The sequence below is a fragment of the Candidatus Berkiella aquae genome (assembly GCF_001431295.2).
In the GTDB taxonomy this organism is placed as follows: domain Bacteria; phylum Pseudomonadota; class Gammaproteobacteria; order Berkiellales; family Berkiellaceae; genus Berkiella; species Berkiella aquae.
Map to the genome: position 1 here is coordinate 1,837,752 of NZ_LKAJ02000001.1, position 19,885 is coordinate 1,857,636.

General features: G+C 39.3%; 23 protein-coding genes. 2 read left to right on the plus strand and 21 right to left on the minus strand.

All coding sequences use genetic code 11. The features are described 5' to 3' along the window. Position 1: 1 nt before the first annotated feature. From HT99x_RS08125 to ccmA, 3 genes are read right to left on the minus strand one after another with little or no spacing between them, the layout of a single operon-like run. Complete coding sequence (locus HT99x_RS08125; RefSeq protein ID WP_445971442.1) at positions 2 to 742, minus strand: heme ABC transporter permease; 741 nt, start codon at positions 740 to 742, stop codon at positions 2 to 4. A 4-nt stretch (positions 743 to 746) separates the two neighbouring features. Further along, on the minus strand, positions 747 to 1,418 hold the full coding sequence (gene ccmB / locus HT99x_RS08130) for a heme exporter protein CcmB (RefSeq protein ID WP_075065854.1): 672 nt from the start codon (positions 1,416 to 1,418) through the stop codon (positions 747 to 749). A 9-nt stretch (positions 1,419 to 1,427) separates the two neighbouring features. Then, positions 1,428 to 2,042: a cytochrome c biogenesis heme-transporting ATPase CcmA gene (ccmA, locus tag HT99x_RS08135; protein ID WP_075065855.1), complete on the minus strand. Its 615-nt coding sequence runs from the start codon at positions 2,040 to 2,042 to the stop codon at positions 1,428 to 1,430. 132 nt (positions 2,043 to 2,174) lie between these two features. Here ccmA and sohB point away from each other — a divergent pair, with 132 nt between their 5' ends. Next, positions 2,175 to 3,203: a protease SohB gene (sohB, locus tag HT99x_RS08140; protein ID WP_235528426.1), complete on the plus strand. Its 1,029-nt coding sequence runs from the start codon at positions 2,175 to 2,177 to the stop codon at positions 3,201 to 3,203. A gap of 75 nt (positions 3,204 to 3,278) precedes the next feature. On the opposite strand, the gene HT99x_RS08145 is transcribed toward sohB, so the two are convergent. Then, positions 3,279 to 4,895: an ankyrin repeat domain-containing protein gene (locus tag HT99x_RS08145; RefSeq protein ID WP_075065856.1), complete on the minus strand. Its 1,617-nt coding sequence runs from the start codon at positions 4,893 to 4,895 to the stop codon at positions 3,279 to 3,281. 176 nt (positions 4,896 to 5,071) lie between these two features. On the opposite strand from HT99x_RS08145, the gene HT99x_RS08150 reads away from it, so the two are divergent. Next, positions 5,072 to 5,251 (plus strand): hypothetical protein, encoded by a 180-nt coding sequence (locus HT99x_RS08150; protein ID WP_075065857.1) that lies wholly within the window; start codon positions 5,072 to 5,074, stop codon positions 5,249 to 5,251. Positions 5,252 to 5,304: 53 nt separating this feature from the next. Here HT99x_RS08150 and HT99x_RS08155 read toward each other — a convergent pair whose 3' ends face one another. From HT99x_RS08155 to HT99x_RS08235, 17 genes are all read right to left on the minus strand, one after another. Next, entirely contained in the window at positions 5,305 to 6,780 is a 1,476-nt protein-coding gene (locus tag HT99x_RS08155) for a hypothetical protein (RefSeq protein ID WP_075065858.1), read from the minus strand. A gap of 121 nt (positions 6,781 to 6,901) precedes the next feature. Beyond that, positions 6,902 to 7,234, minus strand: a complete 333-nt coding sequence (locus HT99x_RS08160) for a hypothetical protein (RefSeq protein WP_075065859.1) — start codon at positions 7,232 to 7,234, stop codon at positions 6,902 to 6,904. 283 nt (positions 7,235 to 7,517) lie between these two features. Next, complete coding sequence (locus HT99x_RS08165; protein WP_075065860.1) at positions 7,518 to 8,240, minus strand: RNA polymerase sigma factor FliA; 723 nt, start codon at positions 8,238 to 8,240, stop codon at positions 7,518 to 7,520. A gap of 9 nt (positions 8,241 to 8,249) precedes the next feature. After that, positions 8,250 to 9,086 carry a P-loop NTPase gene (locus HT99x_RS08170; RefSeq protein WP_235528427.1) on the minus strand — a complete coding sequence of 279 codons (837 nt, stop codon included), beginning with the start codon at positions 9,084 to 9,086 and terminating at the stop codon, positions 8,250 to 8,252. Next, entirely contained in the window at positions 9,083 to 10,201 is a 1,119-nt protein-coding gene (locus HT99x_RS08175) for a hypothetical protein (protein WP_075065861.1), read from the minus strand. Before HT99x_RS08175 ends, HT99x_RS08170 begins: the two co-directional genes overlap by 4 nt. A gap of 19 nt (positions 10,202 to 10,220) precedes the next feature. Further along, positions 10,221 to 12,314 (minus strand): flagellar biosynthesis protein FlhA, encoded by a 2,094-nt coding sequence (gene flhA, locus HT99x_RS08180; RefSeq protein ID WP_075065862.1) that lies wholly within the window; start codon positions 12,312 to 12,314, stop codon positions 10,221 to 10,223. After that, a complete protein-coding gene (gene flhB, locus HT99x_RS08185; RefSeq protein ID WP_075065863.1) occupies positions 12,314 to 13,447 on the minus strand; it encodes a flagellar biosynthesis protein FlhB in 1,134 nt (377 codons plus the stop codon). Before flhB ends, flhA begins: the two co-directional genes overlap by 1 nt. A 3-nt stretch (positions 13,448 to 13,450) precedes the next feature. Beyond that, positions 13,451 to 14,227: a flagellar biosynthetic protein FliR gene (gene fliR / locus HT99x_RS08190; protein WP_075065864.1), complete on the minus strand. Its 777-nt coding sequence runs from the start codon at positions 14,225 to 14,227 to the stop codon at positions 13,451 to 13,453. A gap of 2 nt (positions 14,228 to 14,229) precedes the next feature. Further along, positions 14,230 to 14,499: a flagellar biosynthesis protein FliQ gene (gene fliQ / locus HT99x_RS08195; protein ID WP_075065865.1), complete on the minus strand. Its 270-nt coding sequence runs from the start codon at positions 14,497 to 14,499 to the stop codon at positions 14,230 to 14,232. Between the two features lie 8 nt (positions 14,500 to 14,507). Next, positions 14,508 to 15,263: a flagellar type III secretion system pore protein FliP gene (gene fliP, locus HT99x_RS08200; protein WP_075065866.1), complete on the minus strand. Its 756-nt coding sequence runs from the start codon at positions 15,261 to 15,263 to the stop codon at positions 14,508 to 14,510. Further along, positions 15,241 to 15,522 carry a flagellar biosynthetic protein FliO gene (gene fliO / locus HT99x_RS08205; protein WP_139016582.1) on the minus strand — a complete coding sequence of 94 codons (282 nt, stop codon included), beginning with the start codon at positions 15,520 to 15,522 and terminating at the stop codon, positions 15,241 to 15,243. The genes fliP and fliO overlap by 23 nt, the downstream gene beginning before the upstream one ends. Before the next feature lie 12 nt (positions 15,523 to 15,534). Then, positions 15,535 to 15,918 (minus strand): flagellar motor switch protein FliN, encoded by a 384-nt coding sequence (fliN, locus tag HT99x_RS08210; RefSeq protein ID WP_075065868.1) that lies wholly within the window; start codon positions 15,916 to 15,918, stop codon positions 15,535 to 15,537. 17 nt (positions 15,919 to 15,935) lie between these two features. Then, a complete protein-coding gene (gene fliM, locus HT99x_RS08215) occupies positions 15,936 to 16,883 on the minus strand; it encodes a flagellar motor switch protein FliM (RefSeq protein ID WP_075065869.1) in 948 nt (315 codons plus the stop codon). Between the two features lie 8 nt (positions 16,884 to 16,891). Beyond that, entirely contained in the window at positions 16,892 to 17,539 is a 648-nt protein-coding gene (locus HT99x_RS08220; RefSeq protein WP_075065870.1) for a flagellar basal body-associated FliL family protein, read from the minus strand. A 103-nt stretch (positions 17,540 to 17,642) separates the two neighbouring features. Next, positions 17,643 to 18,845 (minus strand): flagellar hook-length control protein FliK, encoded by a 1,203-nt coding sequence (locus tag HT99x_RS08225; protein ID WP_075065871.1) that lies wholly within the window; start codon positions 18,843 to 18,845, stop codon positions 17,643 to 17,645. A gap of 287 nt (positions 18,846 to 19,132) precedes the next feature. Then, positions 19,133 to 19,492 carry an Hpt domain-containing protein gene (locus HT99x_RS08230; protein ID WP_075065872.1) on the minus strand — a complete coding sequence of 120 codons (360 nt, stop codon included), beginning with the start codon at positions 19,490 to 19,492 and terminating at the stop codon, positions 19,133 to 19,135. Between the two features lie 13 nt (positions 19,493 to 19,505). Further along, positions 19,506 to 19,811, minus strand: coding sequence for an STAS domain-containing protein (locus HT99x_RS08235; protein ID WP_075065873.1), 306 nt, complete (start codon positions 19,809 to 19,811; stop codon positions 19,506 to 19,508). Positions 19,812 to 19,885 lie beyond the last annotated feature (74 nt).

Below are 19,885 nucleotides of genomic sequence, written 5' to 3' on the forward strand. Positions count from 1 at the left end.
GCTATGCCTTATTGCTTACTAATAATTGAACCCAACGGCTCTGTGATTCTCTGGTTAAAATCTGCGTGCGCAATTTCAAACACATAATCGCCGCCGTATAAAGCGCCATGCCGGCAATCATGCTAAGTAATGGCCATAACATTGAACTATCAATGCTAGGTTTAGCCAAACGCGTAATGGTAGCCCCCTGATGAAGCGTATTCCACCAATAAACCGAATAATGAATAATGGGAATATCAATTAATCCTATTAAGGCAAAAATAGCGCTGATCTTCGCGGCGGATTTTGGATTGTTAATCGCTGAATACAAGCCAATGTAACCGATATATAAGAAAAGTAGAATCAGCTCTGAGGTTAACCTCGCATCCCAAATCCACCAAGTTCCCCACATGGGTTTGCCCCAGATAGCGCCGGTTACTAATGCACAGAAGGTAAATAAAGCCCCAATAGGCGCAATACAATAAGCAATCAAATCGGCAACTTTAATTCGCCAAATCAGATAAACCACCCCTGAAAGCGCAAGTACCACATAAAGCAGCATGGATAGCATGGCGCAAGGCACATGGACATAAATGATTCTAAAACCTTCACCCTGCAAATAGTCCGCAGGCGCAATAAACAATCCTGCCACTAAACCATAAGCCAGTGCCAAAATGCTGCTGATAAACAACCAGGGCTGCATCACACCGCAAAATTGATAGAAACGCCGCGGCGTTCCCAAACTGGTCAAATACTGTATTATCATATCATTCGTCCAAAGCGGCCTTTAATGCCCCAGCCGCCGCATGCGGCGCGCCAATTAAGGCAAAGACTGAAAGTGCGCTTAATAAAGCCAGTTGAAAAGAAATACTTTCTGTTGCCAAAAGCTGTACCACAACGCTTTCGCCCAGAATCAAAATAGGAACATATAAGGGTAGTAACAATAAGGCTAAAAAAATCCCAGAACGCGGCATAGCGGTGGTTAAGGTAGCCCCCACCATCCCTAATAAGGTTAAGGCCGGTGAGCCCACCAGCAAGCTCAACCATAACCCCCCGATAGCGCTCCCCTCTAATTGCATGATGAAGCCAAATAAAGGCATCAATAGAATTAAAGGTAAACAAGCAACTAACCAAAAGACCACCGCCTTCGCTAGTAATAACCACCAAAGTGGATAGGGACTTAACACTAATTGGGTTAGCGTGCCTTCTTCTTGTTCGCGTTTAAATAAATTATCAATCGTCGTTAAACTAATCAGTAAAAAGGTGATCCAAATAATAGCAGGGCTGGCAGCAATCAATTGTTGATTCTCAAACCCAAGCCCTATCCCAAATAAAGAAATAAACACTAAAAAGAAAATAATAGGGTGGATCCAATCAGCGCGTTTTCGCTGTAAAGTTTTCAAATCATTCTTGATACAGGAAAAAAAGACCTTTAACACACTCTCTTCCTATGACAGACAAATTATTTGGCTGTTATCGTAATGATGCGAGCCTTGATGGGTTGATAAGATGATCATGCCACCACTGGCCAAATGTTGCTGACAAGAAGTTTGCATTCTCTGATAACTTGCTTTATCGAGTGAATTAAAAGGCTCATCTAAAAGCCAAAGCGGTTTATTTTTTAAAATAACTGCTGCCAAAGCCACTTTACGACATTCCCCTGCAGATAAGGTTTCGCAGCGTTGGTTAGCGTGTTCGGTTAAGGCAAAATCCTCAAATACCCTCTCAATTTTTTCACAGGTTGCATTGGCATTTGCCAAGCACAGCAATTCTTCGATATTTTCTCTGGGCGTTAATGAGCGTTTAAGCCCATTTTGATGTCCCAGATAGCTCATGTGGGAGAAATATTGTGCCTTATCAGAGAACAGCGGATGACCTTGCCATGTGATTTCACCTTTATCAGGTGATTGTAATCCGGCAATGATTTTAAGTAGTGTCGATTTACCAGCACCATTGGCTCCTTGAACCAGCACTTGTCGACCTTTCTCTAAAGCAAAGCAGAGATGGCGAAACAAGGTGCTTTGCCCTTTGCTTTGGCTCAGGTTTTTGATCACTAGTGTCATTTAAAAATAGCTCTATTTCTAACTTATACGTGCTGAATGCACGCTAATTATAGGTTAATGCTCCCCCCATCAAAAGGATTTTGTTTTATAATCGGAAATGTAGATGAGTTTAATATCCAAAGGTGCCTTTAAATGATGGAATTTCTTGCCCAGTACGGGTTGTTTTTAGCCAAAACACTAACTTTTGTTATCGCTATTCTTGTTACCTTAGCAGGCATCGTCGGCATTCTTGCACGGTCTAAAAAAAGTGCTGATGGCTCCATTACCATCGAAAATGTGAATGAAAAAATGACGGATATACGGGACAGTTTACAAGAAGAAACACTGCCCAAGCATGCAATAAGCCAATGGAAAAAAGAACAAAAAAAACTGCAAAAAGCAGAAAAGAAAAAGCACAAAAATACTAAAACAGAAAAGTTCCTGCCGAGATTATTTGTCGTACGTTTTGAAGGAGACATGCGCGCATCTGCCGTACATGGATTAAGAGAAACAATTTCTGCCATTGTTGAAATTGCGAAAACGGATGATGAAGTATTGGTTGTGCTAGAAAGCCCCGGTGGCTTTGTTCATAGTTACGGCTTAGCTGCATCGCAGTTACAACGGCTGCGAGCACGTAATATTATGCTCACCGCCGCTATTGATAAAGTCGCTGCTAGTGGTGGCTACCTGATGGCTTGTGTGGCGAATAAAATTCTATCAGCTCCTTTTGCCATCGTCGGTTCGATTGGCGTTGTGGGACAATTACCCAATTTTAACCGGTTGTTAGAAAAACATAATATCGACATTGAACAACATACCGCTGGCGAATACAAACGCACGCTCACCATGCTAGGTAAAAATACTGACAAAGGCCGACAAAAATTCCAAGAAGAATTGGAAGAAACCCATCGATTATTCAAAAGTTATATTGAACAACATCGTCCGATTGTTCCAATTCAAGAAGTGGCAACCGGTGAGCATTGGTATGGCACCGACGCGCTGAATTTACGTCTGGTGGATGAGATACAAACCAGTGATGATTATATTTTAGCTAAAATAAAGACGCATGATGTGTTTGAAATTGGTTATGAAGAAAAGCAAAAATTAACGGAAAAAATCACTAGCAGTTTTTCAATGTTATTGAATAAATTATTAGCGAAACTGATTAACCCCTTAACCTAATTGAGGAATCCCCAGAAAATTTAATTTTCTGGGGATTTTATCGCTTTTGGCGAGTTTTGAAATATTGGATTATTACTAAGGCTTATTAAACAACTGCTCAGAACCTACAGCGCGCTCAGCAATTCTTAGTGCTTTTTCATCTTCTTTAGTCGTGTAAGTAAGAGGCCCTGATTTAAGATGCTTCATCATCATCTTTTGCAATTCCGGGAATCCTTCTCTACCTAATTGAAAAAACACCCCAAGTCCTTTCTTACAAGCAACATCTGTCGGTTCATCACGCCATTCGGCCTTTTCCACTAAGCTTTCTCCTTTTGCATGTAATCGAGAGTCAAGTTTGCCTAACAAATAATATAAAGCATTATTTCTTAAATCTTGTCTGCGATCAGAAACTAATTCGCCTTCCCAGTTACGCGCATCATGATTAAAGCGCAAAAGTTCATGATGCCTCTTCAAAAAATTGAGCGCAGAACTATTATGGCGATTGGGCTCTATTCTACTAAAAAATCGATTATCTTTAAGACCCTCTGTTGCCTCGGTTGCTAGCGTTGCAATAATATCTTTGTTCCCGCACGATGCAGCATCATGCAATGGCGTATTGCCTAAATCATCGGCAACACTCACTCTGGCTCCCTTTGCTAGCAAGATTTTAGTCAAAGCAACACAGCCATTTACAACCGCATCGTGCAATGAAGTTCTATGCTTGCTATCAGCCGCATCAATTGCTGCTCCTTTCTCGAGCAATAGCTGCAACGCTTCAATTTGGACATTTGCAGCAGCAAGATGCAGTGGGAGGCTGCCATCATCTTCTTTTGCATCAATAGCCGCGCCTTTTGCAAGCAACCATTCCATCGCTGCAATCTGGCCATTTGCAGCAGCATCATGCAGCGGCGTTCTCCCATCGATATCATTCGCTTCAATATCTGCGCCTTTTGCAAACAACATCTCCATCACCCCAATCTTGCCATTTATAGCTGCAAGATGCAGTAGCGTGCTACCATCATGATCTTTTGCATCAATATCTGCGCCTTTTGTAAGCAACCACTCCATCGCTTCAATCTGGCCATTTGCAGCAGCAAGATGCAATGGGGTGCTGCCATCATCATCTTTCGCCTCAATAGTTGCGCCTTTTGCATACAATATCTTCATCACATCGATCAAGCCAAACTCAGCAGCATAGTGTAATGGCGTTTTCCCATTGATATCTTTCGTTTGAATATCGATGTTCTTTGCGAGCTTTAAGAGCTCCATCGTTACAATTGGACCATTTGATATAGCATCGTGCAGCGGCGTCTTACCATCGATATCTTGCGCATCAATATCAGCGCCATTAGCAAGCAACAGCCCCATCGCTGAAATCTGACCATTCATCGTAGCATCATGCAACGCAGTTCTTTCATCAATATCTTTAGCCTCAATATCCGCGCCTTTTGCAAGTAACAGCTCCATTGCTGCAACCTGGTCATTCGAAGCCGCAAAATGCAGCGCAGTGCTACCCTCACTATCTTTAGCATTAACATCGGCCCCCGCTTTAAGCAAATCGTTTACTCTATCGATTTCATTACTTGAAATCGCTTTAAATAAGGCTTCATTCAACTCTACAGTCGAACATTTATGTTTATTTTTATCATCGCTATTTTTTTGACGTTTTATATTATCAATCTGATCTAAAGAAGTAGGCGATCCACGTTTCATAAAATGCTCACTATAAAAAATAATCAGGAAGCCTAATGATTATGAGTGTTCATTGCAAGAATAAATAATTATCTTAACCGGTTTTTATATAGATTAATTGTTAAATTATTTTAATTTAAATTTCGTTCGAAGAAATGATTTGTTAGGCCCGACGAACATGAGTAGGCACAGAGGCCTTGAATTTAGGTTTCGTCGATGAGGTTCGAACCAGTGATGATTACATTTTAGAGAAAATTAAAACTCATGATGTGTTTGAAATTGGTTATGAAGAGAAGCAAAAATTAACGGAGAAAATCACTAGCAGTTTTTCTATGTTATTGAATAAACTGCTAGCGAAATTGATGAGTCCTGTTTGATCTGCATAATAGACTAGATTTGGGACGGCACAGAGGCCGTCCCCTACTTATCACTACCGTGCAACAGCTGCCCTTTGTAGTCTTGGGCTTGTGCGTCGATCTGCAGGCTTATTCGCACCCGTTTTAGCTTTAGCTTTGGTTGCTGCTTTAGCCTTGGTATGGGCAGGTGTAAAGGTTTGAGCAGGCTTATCCACTGCTTTAGGTTTTTGTGTCTTGCTAGGTGCTACGCTTGGTTGCGCTGGTTGCTTAGGAGCCTCAGGCGCATTGCTCGCTTTCATCCATAAGCTTCTCAACCCCATGCCTACGCCGTACATTGCTACCATGCCAATGGCTAGCCCAGCAACCGTCAATGCACTCGCCCCGACTAAACTACCACCCGCCAACTCTAACATGATTGAACCAGTTACATTAGCGTTTACGATGATTGGTGTTGCACCGGTAATAAACGCTAAGCCCCATCTTGAGCGATATACCGCATCTAAAAATCGATTATTAGTCATCGCCGCATTTCGTGCTGAAGCATCGGTAACGATCACACTATCAGCAGCCACTTCGTTACATAAGCTATCGACAAATTTTTCAACCGCATAACCCGCTAAACAACCTAATAACATCATGCTAATCATGGGTAACGGCGTTGCAATACCGTAAAAATAACCTTGGATTTGCATACTTTGTGGCAGGAAAATATTCGTAAAAAAGGCAAGGCGCGAAAAAAGCACTCTTTGAGAAGCAAGCGAATATCCCCAAAATGTACCTGCCATTTTTCCTGCATTCGCCGTTAAGGCACGCCCAGGATTATGCATGGCATAGTCCAGATCTCTGATAAGCGCGCTGCAGCCCACTAATACCGCAGCGACTTGGCAAACAGTAATACTATAGGTAACTAAAACACCAAAGCCAGATAGCAAAATCGATGTGCCTAATAGCAGTGCGACTGTCGCGCCTAAAACAAATTTAGCGCGTATAGAGGTATCTTCTAAAAAGCGATTGGCCCCTCTAATGATAAAATCGTAAATATCACGAGCACGCTTTTCAAAAAGCTCTAACCATTCAGTGGTAGTAAAACGCAATAAACCATAACCTGCTATTAACCCAAAACCAATTGGCATGGTAAAAAACATAATTGCAGTCGCAAACCAACGCAGAAGCCCTGCGTAATAAGTAATAATGAAATCAGCCGTTCTCTCACCTAAACTCTGCGCAGCATTATTTTGCTGTTCAAGTTCAGAGCGAAAACTAAAAAAGCGACGAATATTTTGTGTCACTTTTTCGCGTTTGATAAGACCATAAACGCATAATACAGGTAACCCAACGATCCAGGCGCCGGGAATAAATCCTAAAATACCTAAAGTAATGGTTGCTTTGATTAAAGCGGTTAATCCCAATTGTTGGCGAAGCCACGCAATGCGGCCCTCCTGGGTGGGAGCATTTGGTGTGACAGGTGTTGAAGCCCCAGAAGTGGTTGCCACGGGTGCAGGAACCGTACGCTTTGTTGCCGTACGCTTACGTCCTTTAGACTTAGCCATATAACTTACCTTTTGATGGATAATTAAAATTGGCCAAATCTTAATCTTACTTGCTTACTAATGTCAATTTACAAGCTTAATTTATTCGAGGATTTTTTAATTATTAGTTGGTTAACAAAGTTTATTCCGAGAGCAATTGAAGCACTGATGCTTCTGCTTTGGTTTGCGCTTTAGCAGAACTGGAAAGATGTGAGGCTGAAGAGACACTGTGCGTTTTTAAGCGTCGTTCCAATTGATTGAATACTGCAACCATATTGGATTCTAAAGACAGTATCTTTTGCCCCATCATGGTTGAACTTGTGACCAGATGTCCCATGTCTGCTGATATTCTTTGCAGATTTGAAAGAATATTTTTATTTTGTTGAAATATTTTTTGATTGCGATGAAAGAGGTAACAATTAACCAGGAAAGAAAGTCCGCAAAAAATCATTAAGCCCCAAAATGCGAATAACATATGTTGACCCCGACCCTATCCATGGTTGAACATTTTTAGTGTAGTGGGGAAGTTTGATTTAAGACAGTGATGATTTTCGTGAATTAAGATAAAAATCCCCCGCTCGCTCCTGCTTCGTCCGTCTACGCTAATGCTTCGCCGGACTACGCTGGACAGCGCGAGCTGCCCCCTTTTATTCAAAGGGGGCTATTTTATGAATCGAGCGTATTATTGCCCCCTTTGAATAAAAGGGGGCGGCGAGCTTTTAAGCGAGCGGGGGATTTTTATCTTAATTAAGCTTCGCTTACTTCCAATTCACCAATCGCGATTTTAACCTTAACATCGCCTGGCTGTGGATTTGACTGATCCGAGATTCGCTGACACCAAGCACTTCCCCTACTTCACGTAGATTGAGCTCTTCATCGTAATAAAGCGCCAAGACGAGCTTTTCACGCTCTGGCAGCTTTTCGATCTCCTTGGATAGCTTATATTTGAAATCGTCGCGTTGTAGGCCTTCTAGCGGGCCTGAAATCGGATTATTGGTGGGGCAATCAATGGCTTCTTCATTAACGCCTAAATCTTCAAAAGCAAAGATTTTAGAGCTATTAGAATCTTGGACGATTTGGTGATATTCCTCTAATGATACTCCCAATGTTTGAGCAACATCGGTATCACGAGCATCGCGCCCGGTTTTATTCTCAACTTCTCTCATCGCTTGTGCGACACGACGTGAATTCTTATGAACTGAACGAGGCGCCCAATCCCCTTTGCGGATTTCATCAAGCATGGCCCCACGAATGCGGATCCCTGCGTAAGTCACAAAGGTAGCCCCTTTTTTCTCATCAAAATTACGTGCAGCTTCAATTAAACCTATCATCCCTGCTTGGATTAAATCGTCTGCTTGGATAATGGCCGGTAATCTTGCAAGTAAATGATGAGCAATTCTTTTCACCAGAGGGGCATACTCTTTGATGAAATCTTCATCTGATTCCTTGAGAACGCTCTTATACGTTGCTGCTCCACTCATGCATGACCTCTATTGAACGACATTTTGTACGTTAATAAATTGCTCAATAAAGAATTGCACTTGACCGCCTTGGGATTTAGGTAGAGGGAGTTTATTAATCTGGCTTGCGAGCGTCATAACGCATTGCGCAGCTTTACTACTTGGATAAGCTTCCATGACAGCGCATTGTTGTTTTATCGCTTTGCGTACCAATTCGTCCTCCGGTACCCACCCCAAAAAGTGCAATACCACATTCAAATATTGATCCGTTACATTAGTTAGCTTAGCAAATAATTTTTTAGCTTCATATAAACTACTAGATAAATTCACAATAATTCTGAAGCGTTGGATGCCATGTCGCAGGTTTAGCAACTTGATCAAAGCATAAGCATCTGCTAGCGAAGTTGGCTCATCTGTGACCACCACCATGATTTCATTTGCTGCCACGGCAAAGCGAATCACGGAATCTGAGATGCCCGCTGCTGTATCAATAATAAGGGTGTCCACCTGCGATGCCAGGCTTTGAAAGGCGGCAATAATGCCACCATAATCTCTTGCAGCCATATCAACCATACGGGCAAAACCACTGGCCCCGGGAATGATGTGAAGCCCTGCTGGCCCCTCAATAATAATTTGCGCAAGGCTGGCACGGTTTTCAATGACATCTAATAAGGTAAATTGCGGCTTTAAACCGAGCATGACATCGACATTCGATAAGCCAAAATCGGCATCTAATAGATAAGTTTTTTTACCCGTTTGCGCAATCGCAATCCCTAAATTAACCGATAGCGTCGTTTTGCCGATTCCCCCTTTTCCCCCGGTAATGGCAATTACATTCGCTATTTTATGATTCATTGTCGTATTCATAGGGAAAATACCTTATCCATCACATTACGTTCACGGGTGGGGCACAAATCTTGTTTTAACAGGTTTTCAAAATAACGGGGTGAAGCGCTCTCTAATGCAGCATAATTTTGCCCGGTACTTAAAAATCCAATGGGAATTTGATTTTTTAATGAAAACTGCATAAATTCACCAATTTGCGCATTTTCATCTAATTTTGTTATCGCTAATTCATGGATAATGTTTTCATGCAACGTACAATATTGTTTGAAATTCTTGGTACTGGTTGCATAAACCATCGTATTGTAAAAATCATTTTTATACATTTCGATAAATGGAATGTAATAATTATTTTCAGGTGTAACATGATCAAATGCGGGAAAATCGATAAAAACAAAATCATTATCAGCCGTTTTTTCTAAAGTGGCAGCTAAATCTTCTTGTGTTTCCACATAATAGCAAGGCACATTAAATATTCTTGCACATAGTTTTGATTCTTCTAAAACACGCAAATTATGATGATTTACAAAAATACATGAAAAATGGTTGAGCGATTTGCTTTTTAAATAATGTAAAATAATTTTTATCATGGATTGAGTCTTGCCCACACCGCTTGGACCGATGAAACCATGATACTTAGCATGTGGCATGGTTTGACGATAAGGCATATTTTTTAATAATTGCTCGACTATCAGACTCATTGATTCATCAAATGAGCAATCCTGCGGCAGATCGATTAAGATTTTTTCAGCCAGTTGCGTTGAAAACCCCATGTCTTGTAATTTTTTTCCGAAGAAAAATTGCATCGCATGCGTAAAAGCTTTGTGATTATTTGGCGCCTGAAATTCAGTTATCATTCGCTTAATTGCCGCAATTTCACTTTGTAATTGCAATGTCATACTGGGTGATTCATGAGGCAAACTCTCATTATTTGGCATCTCTAACACAGGAGCACTGCCCTGCTTTACCCCTTTTGCAAGCAATATATCTAAAGAGGTTTCAGGTTGAAGGCTTGCTACCAGATGCACTTCTCCATTAATCGTAGAATGCGATACAATGACAGCATCTTTGCCTAATTCTTGCTTTACTTTTTGTAATGCAAGGTTCATGGTCGGCGCTACAAATTTACGATTTGCCATAATCAATCTCTCAACTTGTCTAATAGCCTAAAGTCGAAACAATCTTGATTTGTTTATCATCAGGGACCTCTTTAAACGACATCACTGATAAGTTTCGAGCAACATGTTTAAATAATTTGGACAATAGACGTCGTAAATGTGGATGAACCAATAAAATAGCAGGCTTGCCTAACACTTCTTGCTTTGCTGCAAACTGCATTACTGCTTTTTGAATTTTTTCCATCAGTCTTGGCTCTATTGTGCCCATTGGCTCTTGAGTTGCTTGCATAGATTGAAGCAAAATCTGTTCCAAGTTGGATTCTAAGGTCACAACGGGCAGCTCTGGAGATGAACCATTTAACTGTTGGACAATTAAACGCCCTAAAGCACTGCGTACAATCTCAGTTAAAATCACAGGATCTTGACTTTTTGGAGCGAATTCTGACAAAGTCTCGACAATCGTTTTGCAGTCTTTCAGTGGCACATGCTCTTCTAGTAAATTCTGGAATACCTTAGCAATAACCGATAAAGACAATTTATCCGGCACCAAATCTTCAACCAATTTAGGTGCTGTCTTTGCTAGTAAATCGAGCATTTTCTGCGCTTCTTGATGTCCTAACAGTTGATGTGCATTATCATTAATGATTTGGCTTAAATGCGTAGCAATAACAGTGCTGGTATCAACGACCGTATAACCCAAGGTTTGTGCCTGCTCTTTTAATTGGGGTTTAATCCATAATGCTTGTAAGCCAAATGCCGGTTCTTTGGTTGGGATCCCCTCTACACTGCCAAAGACTTGTCCTGAATTAATCGCCAAAAGGCAATCTGGTAGAATTTCACCCTCACCAACGATAACCCCTTGCAAAGATAACTTATATTGATTGGCCCCTAAATTTAAATCATCACGGATATGAACCGTTGGAATTAAAAAACCTAACTCTTGGGAAAGTTTCTTGCGCACCCCTTTAATTTTATTTAATAATTCACCGCCGGTTTTAGGCTCAAGGAGTGAAATGAGTTTATAACCCACTTCTAAACTGATATCGTCAAGTTGTGGCACATCATCCCATGAAATTTCTTTAATTTCTTGCTTGCCTGGATCATTCGGTTGATTTTCTGCTACTGTTTCTTCTTCAACGACTTGAGGTTTATTTTTTTGTTGCTGCATATAGTACGCTCCAAAGCCTAATAATGCAGCGATGCTTAGAAACACAAAATGGGGCATGCCAGGGACTAAGCCTAAAACACCTAAAACAATACTCGCAATGGCTAAGGGCTTTATTTGATTAAAGACTTGAGACTTAATTTGCTGAGAAACATCGTGTGATGATGACACACGTGTCACCATAATTGCGGCCGCTGTTGACAGTAATAATGAAGGGATCTGCGCAACCAATCCGTCGCCAATCGTTAATAAACCATAAACTCTAAAAGCTTCTCCCATTGAAATATCATGCTGAACCACACCGATGATGAAGCCACCGAGTATATTAATTAATAAAATTAAAATACCCGCAATCGCATCGCCTCTGACAAATTTACTCGCACCATCCATCGCGCCATAAAAGTCAGCTTCACTTGCGACATCTTGACGGCGTTGCTTCGCTTCTTCCTGGGTAATCACACCCGCATTTAAATCGGCATCGATTGCCATTTGTTTACCGGGCATGGAATCTAAGGTAAATCGAGCGCTTACTTCTGAAATACGTCCTGCACCTTTTGTCACAACCACAAAGTTAATAATGACTAAGATCATAAACACAACAAAACCAACCGCGTAGTTCCCACCAACGACCACTTCACCAAATGATTGCACCACTTTACCTGCAGCATCGGTACCATTGTGACCATCTAATAACACAACACGGGTTGAAGCAATATTTAACGCTAATCGTAGTAAAGTAGCCAATAATAAAATGGTAGGAAACACATTAAAATCTAAAGGTCTGGCGGTATAGGTTCCGGCTAATAATACCATTAAAGCCAAGGTGATATTAAAAGTGAATAAGATATCTAATAGAAACGGAGGCAATGGTAATATTGTCATTGCTAACATCGCAACCACAAATATCGGTATCCCGACACCAATATTGGCGAGTTGTTTTAAAGTCATCAAATTGTTTGCAGTTGCCATTATTTCACCATTTCAGGAGGAATATCTATTTTATTAGGTATTTTTGGTTTGTTAGATTTACCGCGTTTATATAGTTTTAACTGATGGACATAAGCTAATACTTGTGCAACACCCACATATAGTTCTGAAGGAATTTCTTCACCAATTTCAGTATGGAAGTAAACTGTACGTGCCAAAGGCGGTAAAGCGACTAACGGCACTGAATGTTGCTTGGCAATTTCCATAATTTTTTCGGCCATAAAATCAACCCCTTTTGCAACAACCTTGGGTGCTTTCATTTTCTTCGGATCATACTTAAGGGCAACCGCATAGTGGGTTGGGTTAGTAATGATCACATCAGCCTGGGGTACTTCTGTCGCAAAACGGCGTTTTAACAATTCACGTTGTAATCTAGCAAGGCGGGATTTTACTTCCGGTTTACCTTCGGTATCTTTATATTCATCTTTCACTTCTTGCTTGGTCATGCGCAATTCTTGCTGATAATTCCATAGTTGAAACGGCACATCGAACAAGGTAATAATCAATAAGGCCCCCACTAACAGCATGAATGACCATGTTAAGACTTTAACTGACTGCTTAATTCCGACGAGGGGATCGGCAAAGGAGAAATAAACGATCTGTTTCATAAACAAATAGACAATAAGCGCCATGGCGAGTACAACCAACGCTATTTTAAAAATGGACTTAATGAGCTCTACCAAGTTTTTTAGTGAAAATATCTTTGACAACCCTTTGACCGGATCTAACCTTTCAAATTTAAGTGCCACATTCTCCCACGAAAATGCCCATCCCCCTATTATCATAGGGCCGGCAATACATACCGCAACAATGAGAATCAGAAACGGCAGCAACACTTTAATAGCAGAAAATGCAGCATTTTTTAGCGCAAGAAATAAACCATTGTCATCTGCTAATAATTTGGGATCAAATGCCAAATAAGATTCAAATAAATGTTGCAACTTGAGAGCACTTGAGTGCCCTAAAGCAATAAAAAACAGTCCACTACACAGTAAAACCATTAAGGCGTTAAAGTCTTTAGAACGCGCAACAAGCCCTTGTTCTTGGGATTGTTGCTTCTTCCGCGCTGTCGCCTGTTCTGTGCGTTCTTGTGAATCATCGCGTTTTTCTGACATACTTTACTCTATTAACGCGACTAAAGTGGTATGAGCCATTTCTGAAACCTCAGTAAACTGTGCCGACATAAAAGATAAACAAATATAAATTAAGGCAAATCCTGCAATCAACGTAATTGAAAAACCGAGTGTAAAAATATTTAATTGCGGCGCAGCCTTAGTCATCATACCAAAAGAAATATTAGTGATTAAAATAGTAATTACCGCTGGCAATGCTATTTTTAAACCATAAGAAAACATGAAAGATCCTAATGCGATAAATTTTTCGATTTGTAGCACATCAAAATCCAACTGATTAACCGGAATTTGCGCAAAGCTATCAACCAAAATACCAATCACAAATAGATGACCATTCATGGTGAGATAGAGCAAGGTTGCAATCATAATATAAAGTTGACCTACAATAGGAACTGAAATACCATTTTGTGGATCCATTAACGATGCAAAACCTAAGCCCATCTGCATGGAAATAATTTGCCCTGCCATCATAAAGGTTTGAAAAATAATCTGAATAACAAGCCCCATCAAAATCCCAATAATGGCTTGTAATACTACAATCAGAAATAATGAGAAAAACGAAGTGTTTGACGGTAATACCAAATGCGTTTGATCGGCACAAACAATGATATAAGTTAATGCCAAACTAAAAATAAGTCTTATTTTACCAGGGACCAGTTGCGTACCGATAATAGGAAGTGCCATCATCATGGCTGACACCCTGACAAATGGCAGCAAATACATCATCAAATATTTAACAAGATCACCTGAAAATGTAATCATTGCTAACCAATTAACTGGGGGATAGATTCAATGATATTTTGCGTAAAATCTGTAATCACTCTTATCAACCAAGGCGCTGCAATAATAAGAGTGGTAAAGGTCACAATGAGCCTTGGCACAAAACTGAGGGATTGTTCGTTAATTTGAGTTGCCGCTTGGAAGACACTGATAAACAACCCCACTATCAAGCTTGGTAAAATTAGTAATGAAACTAGAACCAGTAAGAGTGAGGTACCTTGTCTTAATAAATCAATTACAATTTCAGGAGTCATCATTGCACCTATATTGAAAAGCTGGCTGCTAACGTACCTAGAATTAAATTCCATCCATCAACTAATACAAACAACATAATCTTAAAAGGAAGCGAAATGATGACAGGAGATAACATCATCATCCCCATTGACATCAAAACACTCGCAACCACTAAGTCAATGATTAAAAATGGGATAAAAATTATAAAACCAATTTGAAATGCCGTTTTTAACTCTGATGCAACAAAGGAGGAAATCATGATTGAAAAAGGAATATCATCAGGATTATCACTTTGAATCTGTTTGCCAGAAAGTTCTGCAAATAAAATCAAATCTTCGGTTCGGGTTTGATCATACATAAATTTTTTAATAGGCGCCGAACCCTTTTGCAGCGCTTCTTGTTGGGTTATCTTCTCTTCCATATAGGGACTAACTGCTTCACTATAAACTTGAGATAAGATGGGTGACATAATAAAAAAGGTCATAAACAATGAAAGCCCAATGATAATTTGATTACTGGGCGTTTGTGGCATCCCCAATGCTTGGCGTAAAATGGATAATACGATAATAATGCGAGTAAAAGATGTCATCATTAAGACAATGGCTGGCAAAATGGTTAAAACCGTCATAATTGCCAACAATTGAATATTAATAGAATAAGTTTGGGTGCCGTTACCTTCTGTCACGGCAAAAGCATTTAAGCTCAGATCTTTTGCAAAAGAAAGACAAGGGGATATTATCCCTAGCAATAACAATATAAATTTAAGGTAATTGAGGTTTTTCATCAGCAGGCTTCTTTTTGAAAACATGCAATGTTTGTATTTGCGAATCGCTTACACCAACCAGAATTTGAGTATCATAAGCTTCAACTAATACCAGCTTACTCTTATTACCTAAACTTGCTCCACCTAATACCTGAATAACGCCTGAAAACTGCGGTACCATCTTCTTAAAATGCTTTAATAGATAAGCGAGCGCAAACACTAAAACGATAGTAATGACCAACATTAATGCAACATTTGCTACCATCGGTAAATTGACCAATTGACACTCTCCTTATTGAATGTTTTCTAAACGTTCTGTTGCACTGACCACATCGGTTAAACGAATACCAAATTTTTCATTGACAACAACGACTTCAGCGTGTGCAATTAAAGTGCCATTCACCAACACATCTAAAGGTTCACCTGCAGAACGATCAAGTTCGACAACAGAGCCTTGATTTAATTGCAGAAGGTTTTTAATGCTAATAGAAGTCCGTCCAACCTCTAACGAAATTGTCACTGGAATATCGAGAATGAGATCAAGATCTTTATTGTTGGTTGAATCATTCCTTTTCCCATCCTTACTAAATTCAGAAAATTGTGCAGCCGCCGCTTTGGTTGCAGCATCTTGAGCCGCTGGCTGGGGTGCTCCCTGATTTTGATCGGTTGGTTCCATAATATTCCTCTTATGATTTATTTACTTTTTTTGTTAACTTTAATTGCGTATTTTGAATCAAATGTTCCAAATGACCCACTAAACAATGGAATATCAGCTGATTTAATAACGATTTCTTCAGGAATGGCAATATTGATAATGTCACCATCTTTAAACTTCATAATTTCTTTTAGTAAGACCTTTTTTCTTGCTAAAACACAATTCACATCAATTCTGACGTCTAACAGGTGATCTTTTAAAAGCTGACCCCACTTTTCGTTATTTTTATCATGTTCAGCATGAATGCCTGCTTCAAATAATTCTTTAATAGGTTCTATCATGGAATAAGGTAAGCAGATATCAAAATCGCCCCCTGTTCCTTCAACCTTGAACTTAGAAACGATGAATACTTCTTTATCATGAAAAGAAGTAATCATGCTTGGATTGGTTTCCGTGCTTTTAGTTTCAAAGTTAATATCAATCACAGATGACCATGCATCTTTGAGATCTTTGTAAAAATTTTCCAATAATAATTTAGCAATTCTATTTTCAGTCGGTGTAAATTCCTTTGCTGATTTAAAATGAGTGTGACCTTCCCCACCAAAGTAGCTTTCAACAAAGGTATAAATTAATCTTGAATTAAATACGAACAGTGACATCCCTTTCAAAGGGCTCATTTTAAATATGTTTACGCTACTGGGTATTGGCAATGATTTCATATATTCACTGAAGTGAATTATCTTAATTTTTGAAATGCCAATATCAACTGGTTTTTTTAAAAAATGATACAAAGTATTGCGAACGTTTCTTGCAATTTTTTCATTAATTAAACCTAATGATATAATCTTGCTTTGTATGCTTTTTTCTTGATTCGTTAAATCAAATTCACGAGGAATCGAAGGATCAATCCTTTCAAAATCTTGATAGTCATTCTCTTTAAAATTTAAGAGCGCATCAATTTCATCTTGTGTTAATATTTGGTTCATTGCACTATCTACTGTGTTACAAAGTTGGTAAATAATACTTGTTCAACACGTGGCATCCCTGTGTTGTCTTTTAAAATCTTTCTTGAAATACTTAAAGCGCTTTTTCTTAAATTTTCTTTGCCATCAGGCGTTAGTAAATCATCATAATTTTGGCTGCTAAATAAGGTAATGAGATCATTACGAATAAGCGGAGCATACGATTCAATGCTTTTCACATCTTCATCATTTTTTGCCATTAATTGCACTTCAACTTGTAAAAATCGCAACCGTCCATTGCTTGGAATATTGACAATAAAGGCAGGAGTAAATTTATAAAATGAAGGCCTTTCTACAGACTTTTTATCACTCTTCTCAGCATGTTTTGCCTCATTACCACCTTTAGCATCAGCGGTCCCTTTGGCATCCATTGCTTCTTTAGCCTCTTTAATATCCTTTGGATCAGCTTTAACAACGGTTTCTGTCGATTTAGACGTTGTTGATACTTCATTGCCTTTGGCATCCACCACTATCGTCTGTTGAGTGGGAGCTGATAATTTTAATAGCATGACAACCAGCACACCCATCACAATTAACATCAAAGTAATGAGCGCACCCGCAATAATGAGCATGTGCTTGTTAGGTCGACTGTTTTCATCGTTTTTTTCTGATGTTGCCATGATAGCTCCTTATGGAGTTATCAAAGCAAAAGTTGTACCATGTTTTAGTTTTTAAAAATCATGGACTTACAAAATGCAGTCTGTCAAAAACTTGACAGACCAGTTAGATGTATAGATCAATCAGCTGCGATTGATTGGCACTAACCATTTTATTGACGGTCACCACTGTAGTCTCTTTTTTTTGAAAGTTTGAATAATCATCATTAAAAGCATGATTTGCTTTAGATGAATGTTGTTCTTGACTCCCACCACGAACATCCACTTGCCCTAACTCTAACCCACTTTGTGCTAAGTGAATTTTAAGTTTATCGACCGTATTTTCTATTAATTGTTTGGTTTGATCGACCTGTGTTACAAATCGTATGTCCGTTTTATCATCATTATGTTCAATCGTAATTTCAATTTTCCCTAGCTCTGGTGGATCTATCTGCACTTTAGCGACATTTTCATTGCGATTGATCATTAAAGTGACATTATCGAATAATTTCTGTTCAAATACTTCGGCAAAATCTTCTTGCTGCATAGTTACCGCAGGCGCTTCAATCATCGGCTTTGAAGCTTCTTTATGAGCATAGAATGTTTCACTAATCATGTTTTCTTCGTTACTCATGGGTTTTTCAACTTCAATAAAACTTTGATTTAATCGCTCTGTGGCTATTGAATTAGATTGTGTAATGACTTCTTCTTGCTGTTTCAAAAGAGCAGGCGCTATTTCAATCGACAGCTTATCGTTAGTAACAGCCTCATTTTCAGCTTCCATTTTTAATGGTTTAAGATCGAATACCAAGGGTTTATCGAAAGACAGATAGTCTTCTTTTTCTAGCGCTTTATTTTCAACCTCTGGCAGTTTCACTGATGTTAAGTCTGCTTCGCTTATTTGCGCCGCTGATAAATGATTATTTTTGTTGTTATTTTCTAATAAGACATCAGTATATTCATTTTTATGGATGATAGGTCGAATTTCAATAGGCTCTGTTGGCAAATGTACTAGCAAATGGGTCATTAAAAAAACGGGATCTTCTTTCTCAGGTTCATTCGATTTTATTTCAGTATTTTCAGAGCGCTCAAGCATAACGGGCAAACTTGCTTCTTCAGCGGTTGAAGTCATATCCAGTGGCAAACTATTGCCACCCGTTGGCAGGTTTATGCTGGGCTGATTCTCTATTGTTTCATGATCAAGGGTTGCTTCAACGAGGATGTTTTCAAATTCTGAAAGTGGCATTTGAGAAAAATCTGTTGTTGAATCAGCTACTTGTGGTGGAGCCACAAGCTCAGGTAGCAGTTCTAGATTACCGTTAATTTCCACTCTAAGCATTTCCTTTGAGATGAAGACATTAAATAGTAATCAAAAGGTGTGCCAGGTTATCAATTATGGCTTGGCAGCTAGCACTGCTAATGAAGATAAAAATCCCCCGCTCGCTCCTGCTACGCAGGACAAGTGCGAGCTGCCCCCTTTTATTCAAAGGGGGCAACAATACGCTCGATTCATAAAATAGCCCCCTTTGAATAAAAGGGGGCAGCTTGTTTGCAAAACAAGCGGGGGATTTTTATCTTGTAACCTCACGATCAATGTAATGTCGCGAGCTCTAGAAGCTAATGAATTGATGAGATTTTATTGAATTCGTCTTTGATTTTAGGGTAGGTCTGATGTAGCTGAGTAAAGGCTTCTTTGGTTTTTTCAAGATTTCCTTGGTTAATGGCCTCTTCAATTGATTCGCAAATAATGGCTAAACCCGATGCGCCCATATTCAAGCTGCTGCCTTTAATGGAATGCGCAATCCTACCAACTGTGTCCATTTGATTGTTATTCAGTGCATTTAATAGATCTTGTTCTTTCTTCTCAAAATCAAGATAAAACGTTTCTAGAAATGAGCCAAATCCTTCATTAAATAACTCTTTAAGATTGTTTACCTGCTTTATATCTATTAATGCACTTGTTTGTGAGTCGCTCATAAATGGTTTTTCTTTATTCTACTGTAAATAATTCGTCTAATTTAGTAATTGTAAATATTTTCTTTACATCCGGCGCACAATTGACAATTCTGATTTGAGCAGTATCGCCACCAGCATGATCACGCAAGGCGAGTAACATCCCTAATGCGGAACTATCTAAATAATCAGATTCTTTTAGATCCACAACATATGAATGAGGATGCATATCTTGGTTTTCATAGGCATTTCTGAACATTTGTAATGAGCTAAAATCAAATCTTCCTTGTACGCTAATAGTCATCTCTTGTCCGTCACTTGATATGCTTGATTTGATTGCCATATCCCACTCCAGTTATTGTATACAGTATTCTGTCCAGAAAGGTTAATACATTGTATTTAGTCGGTATAGGATAG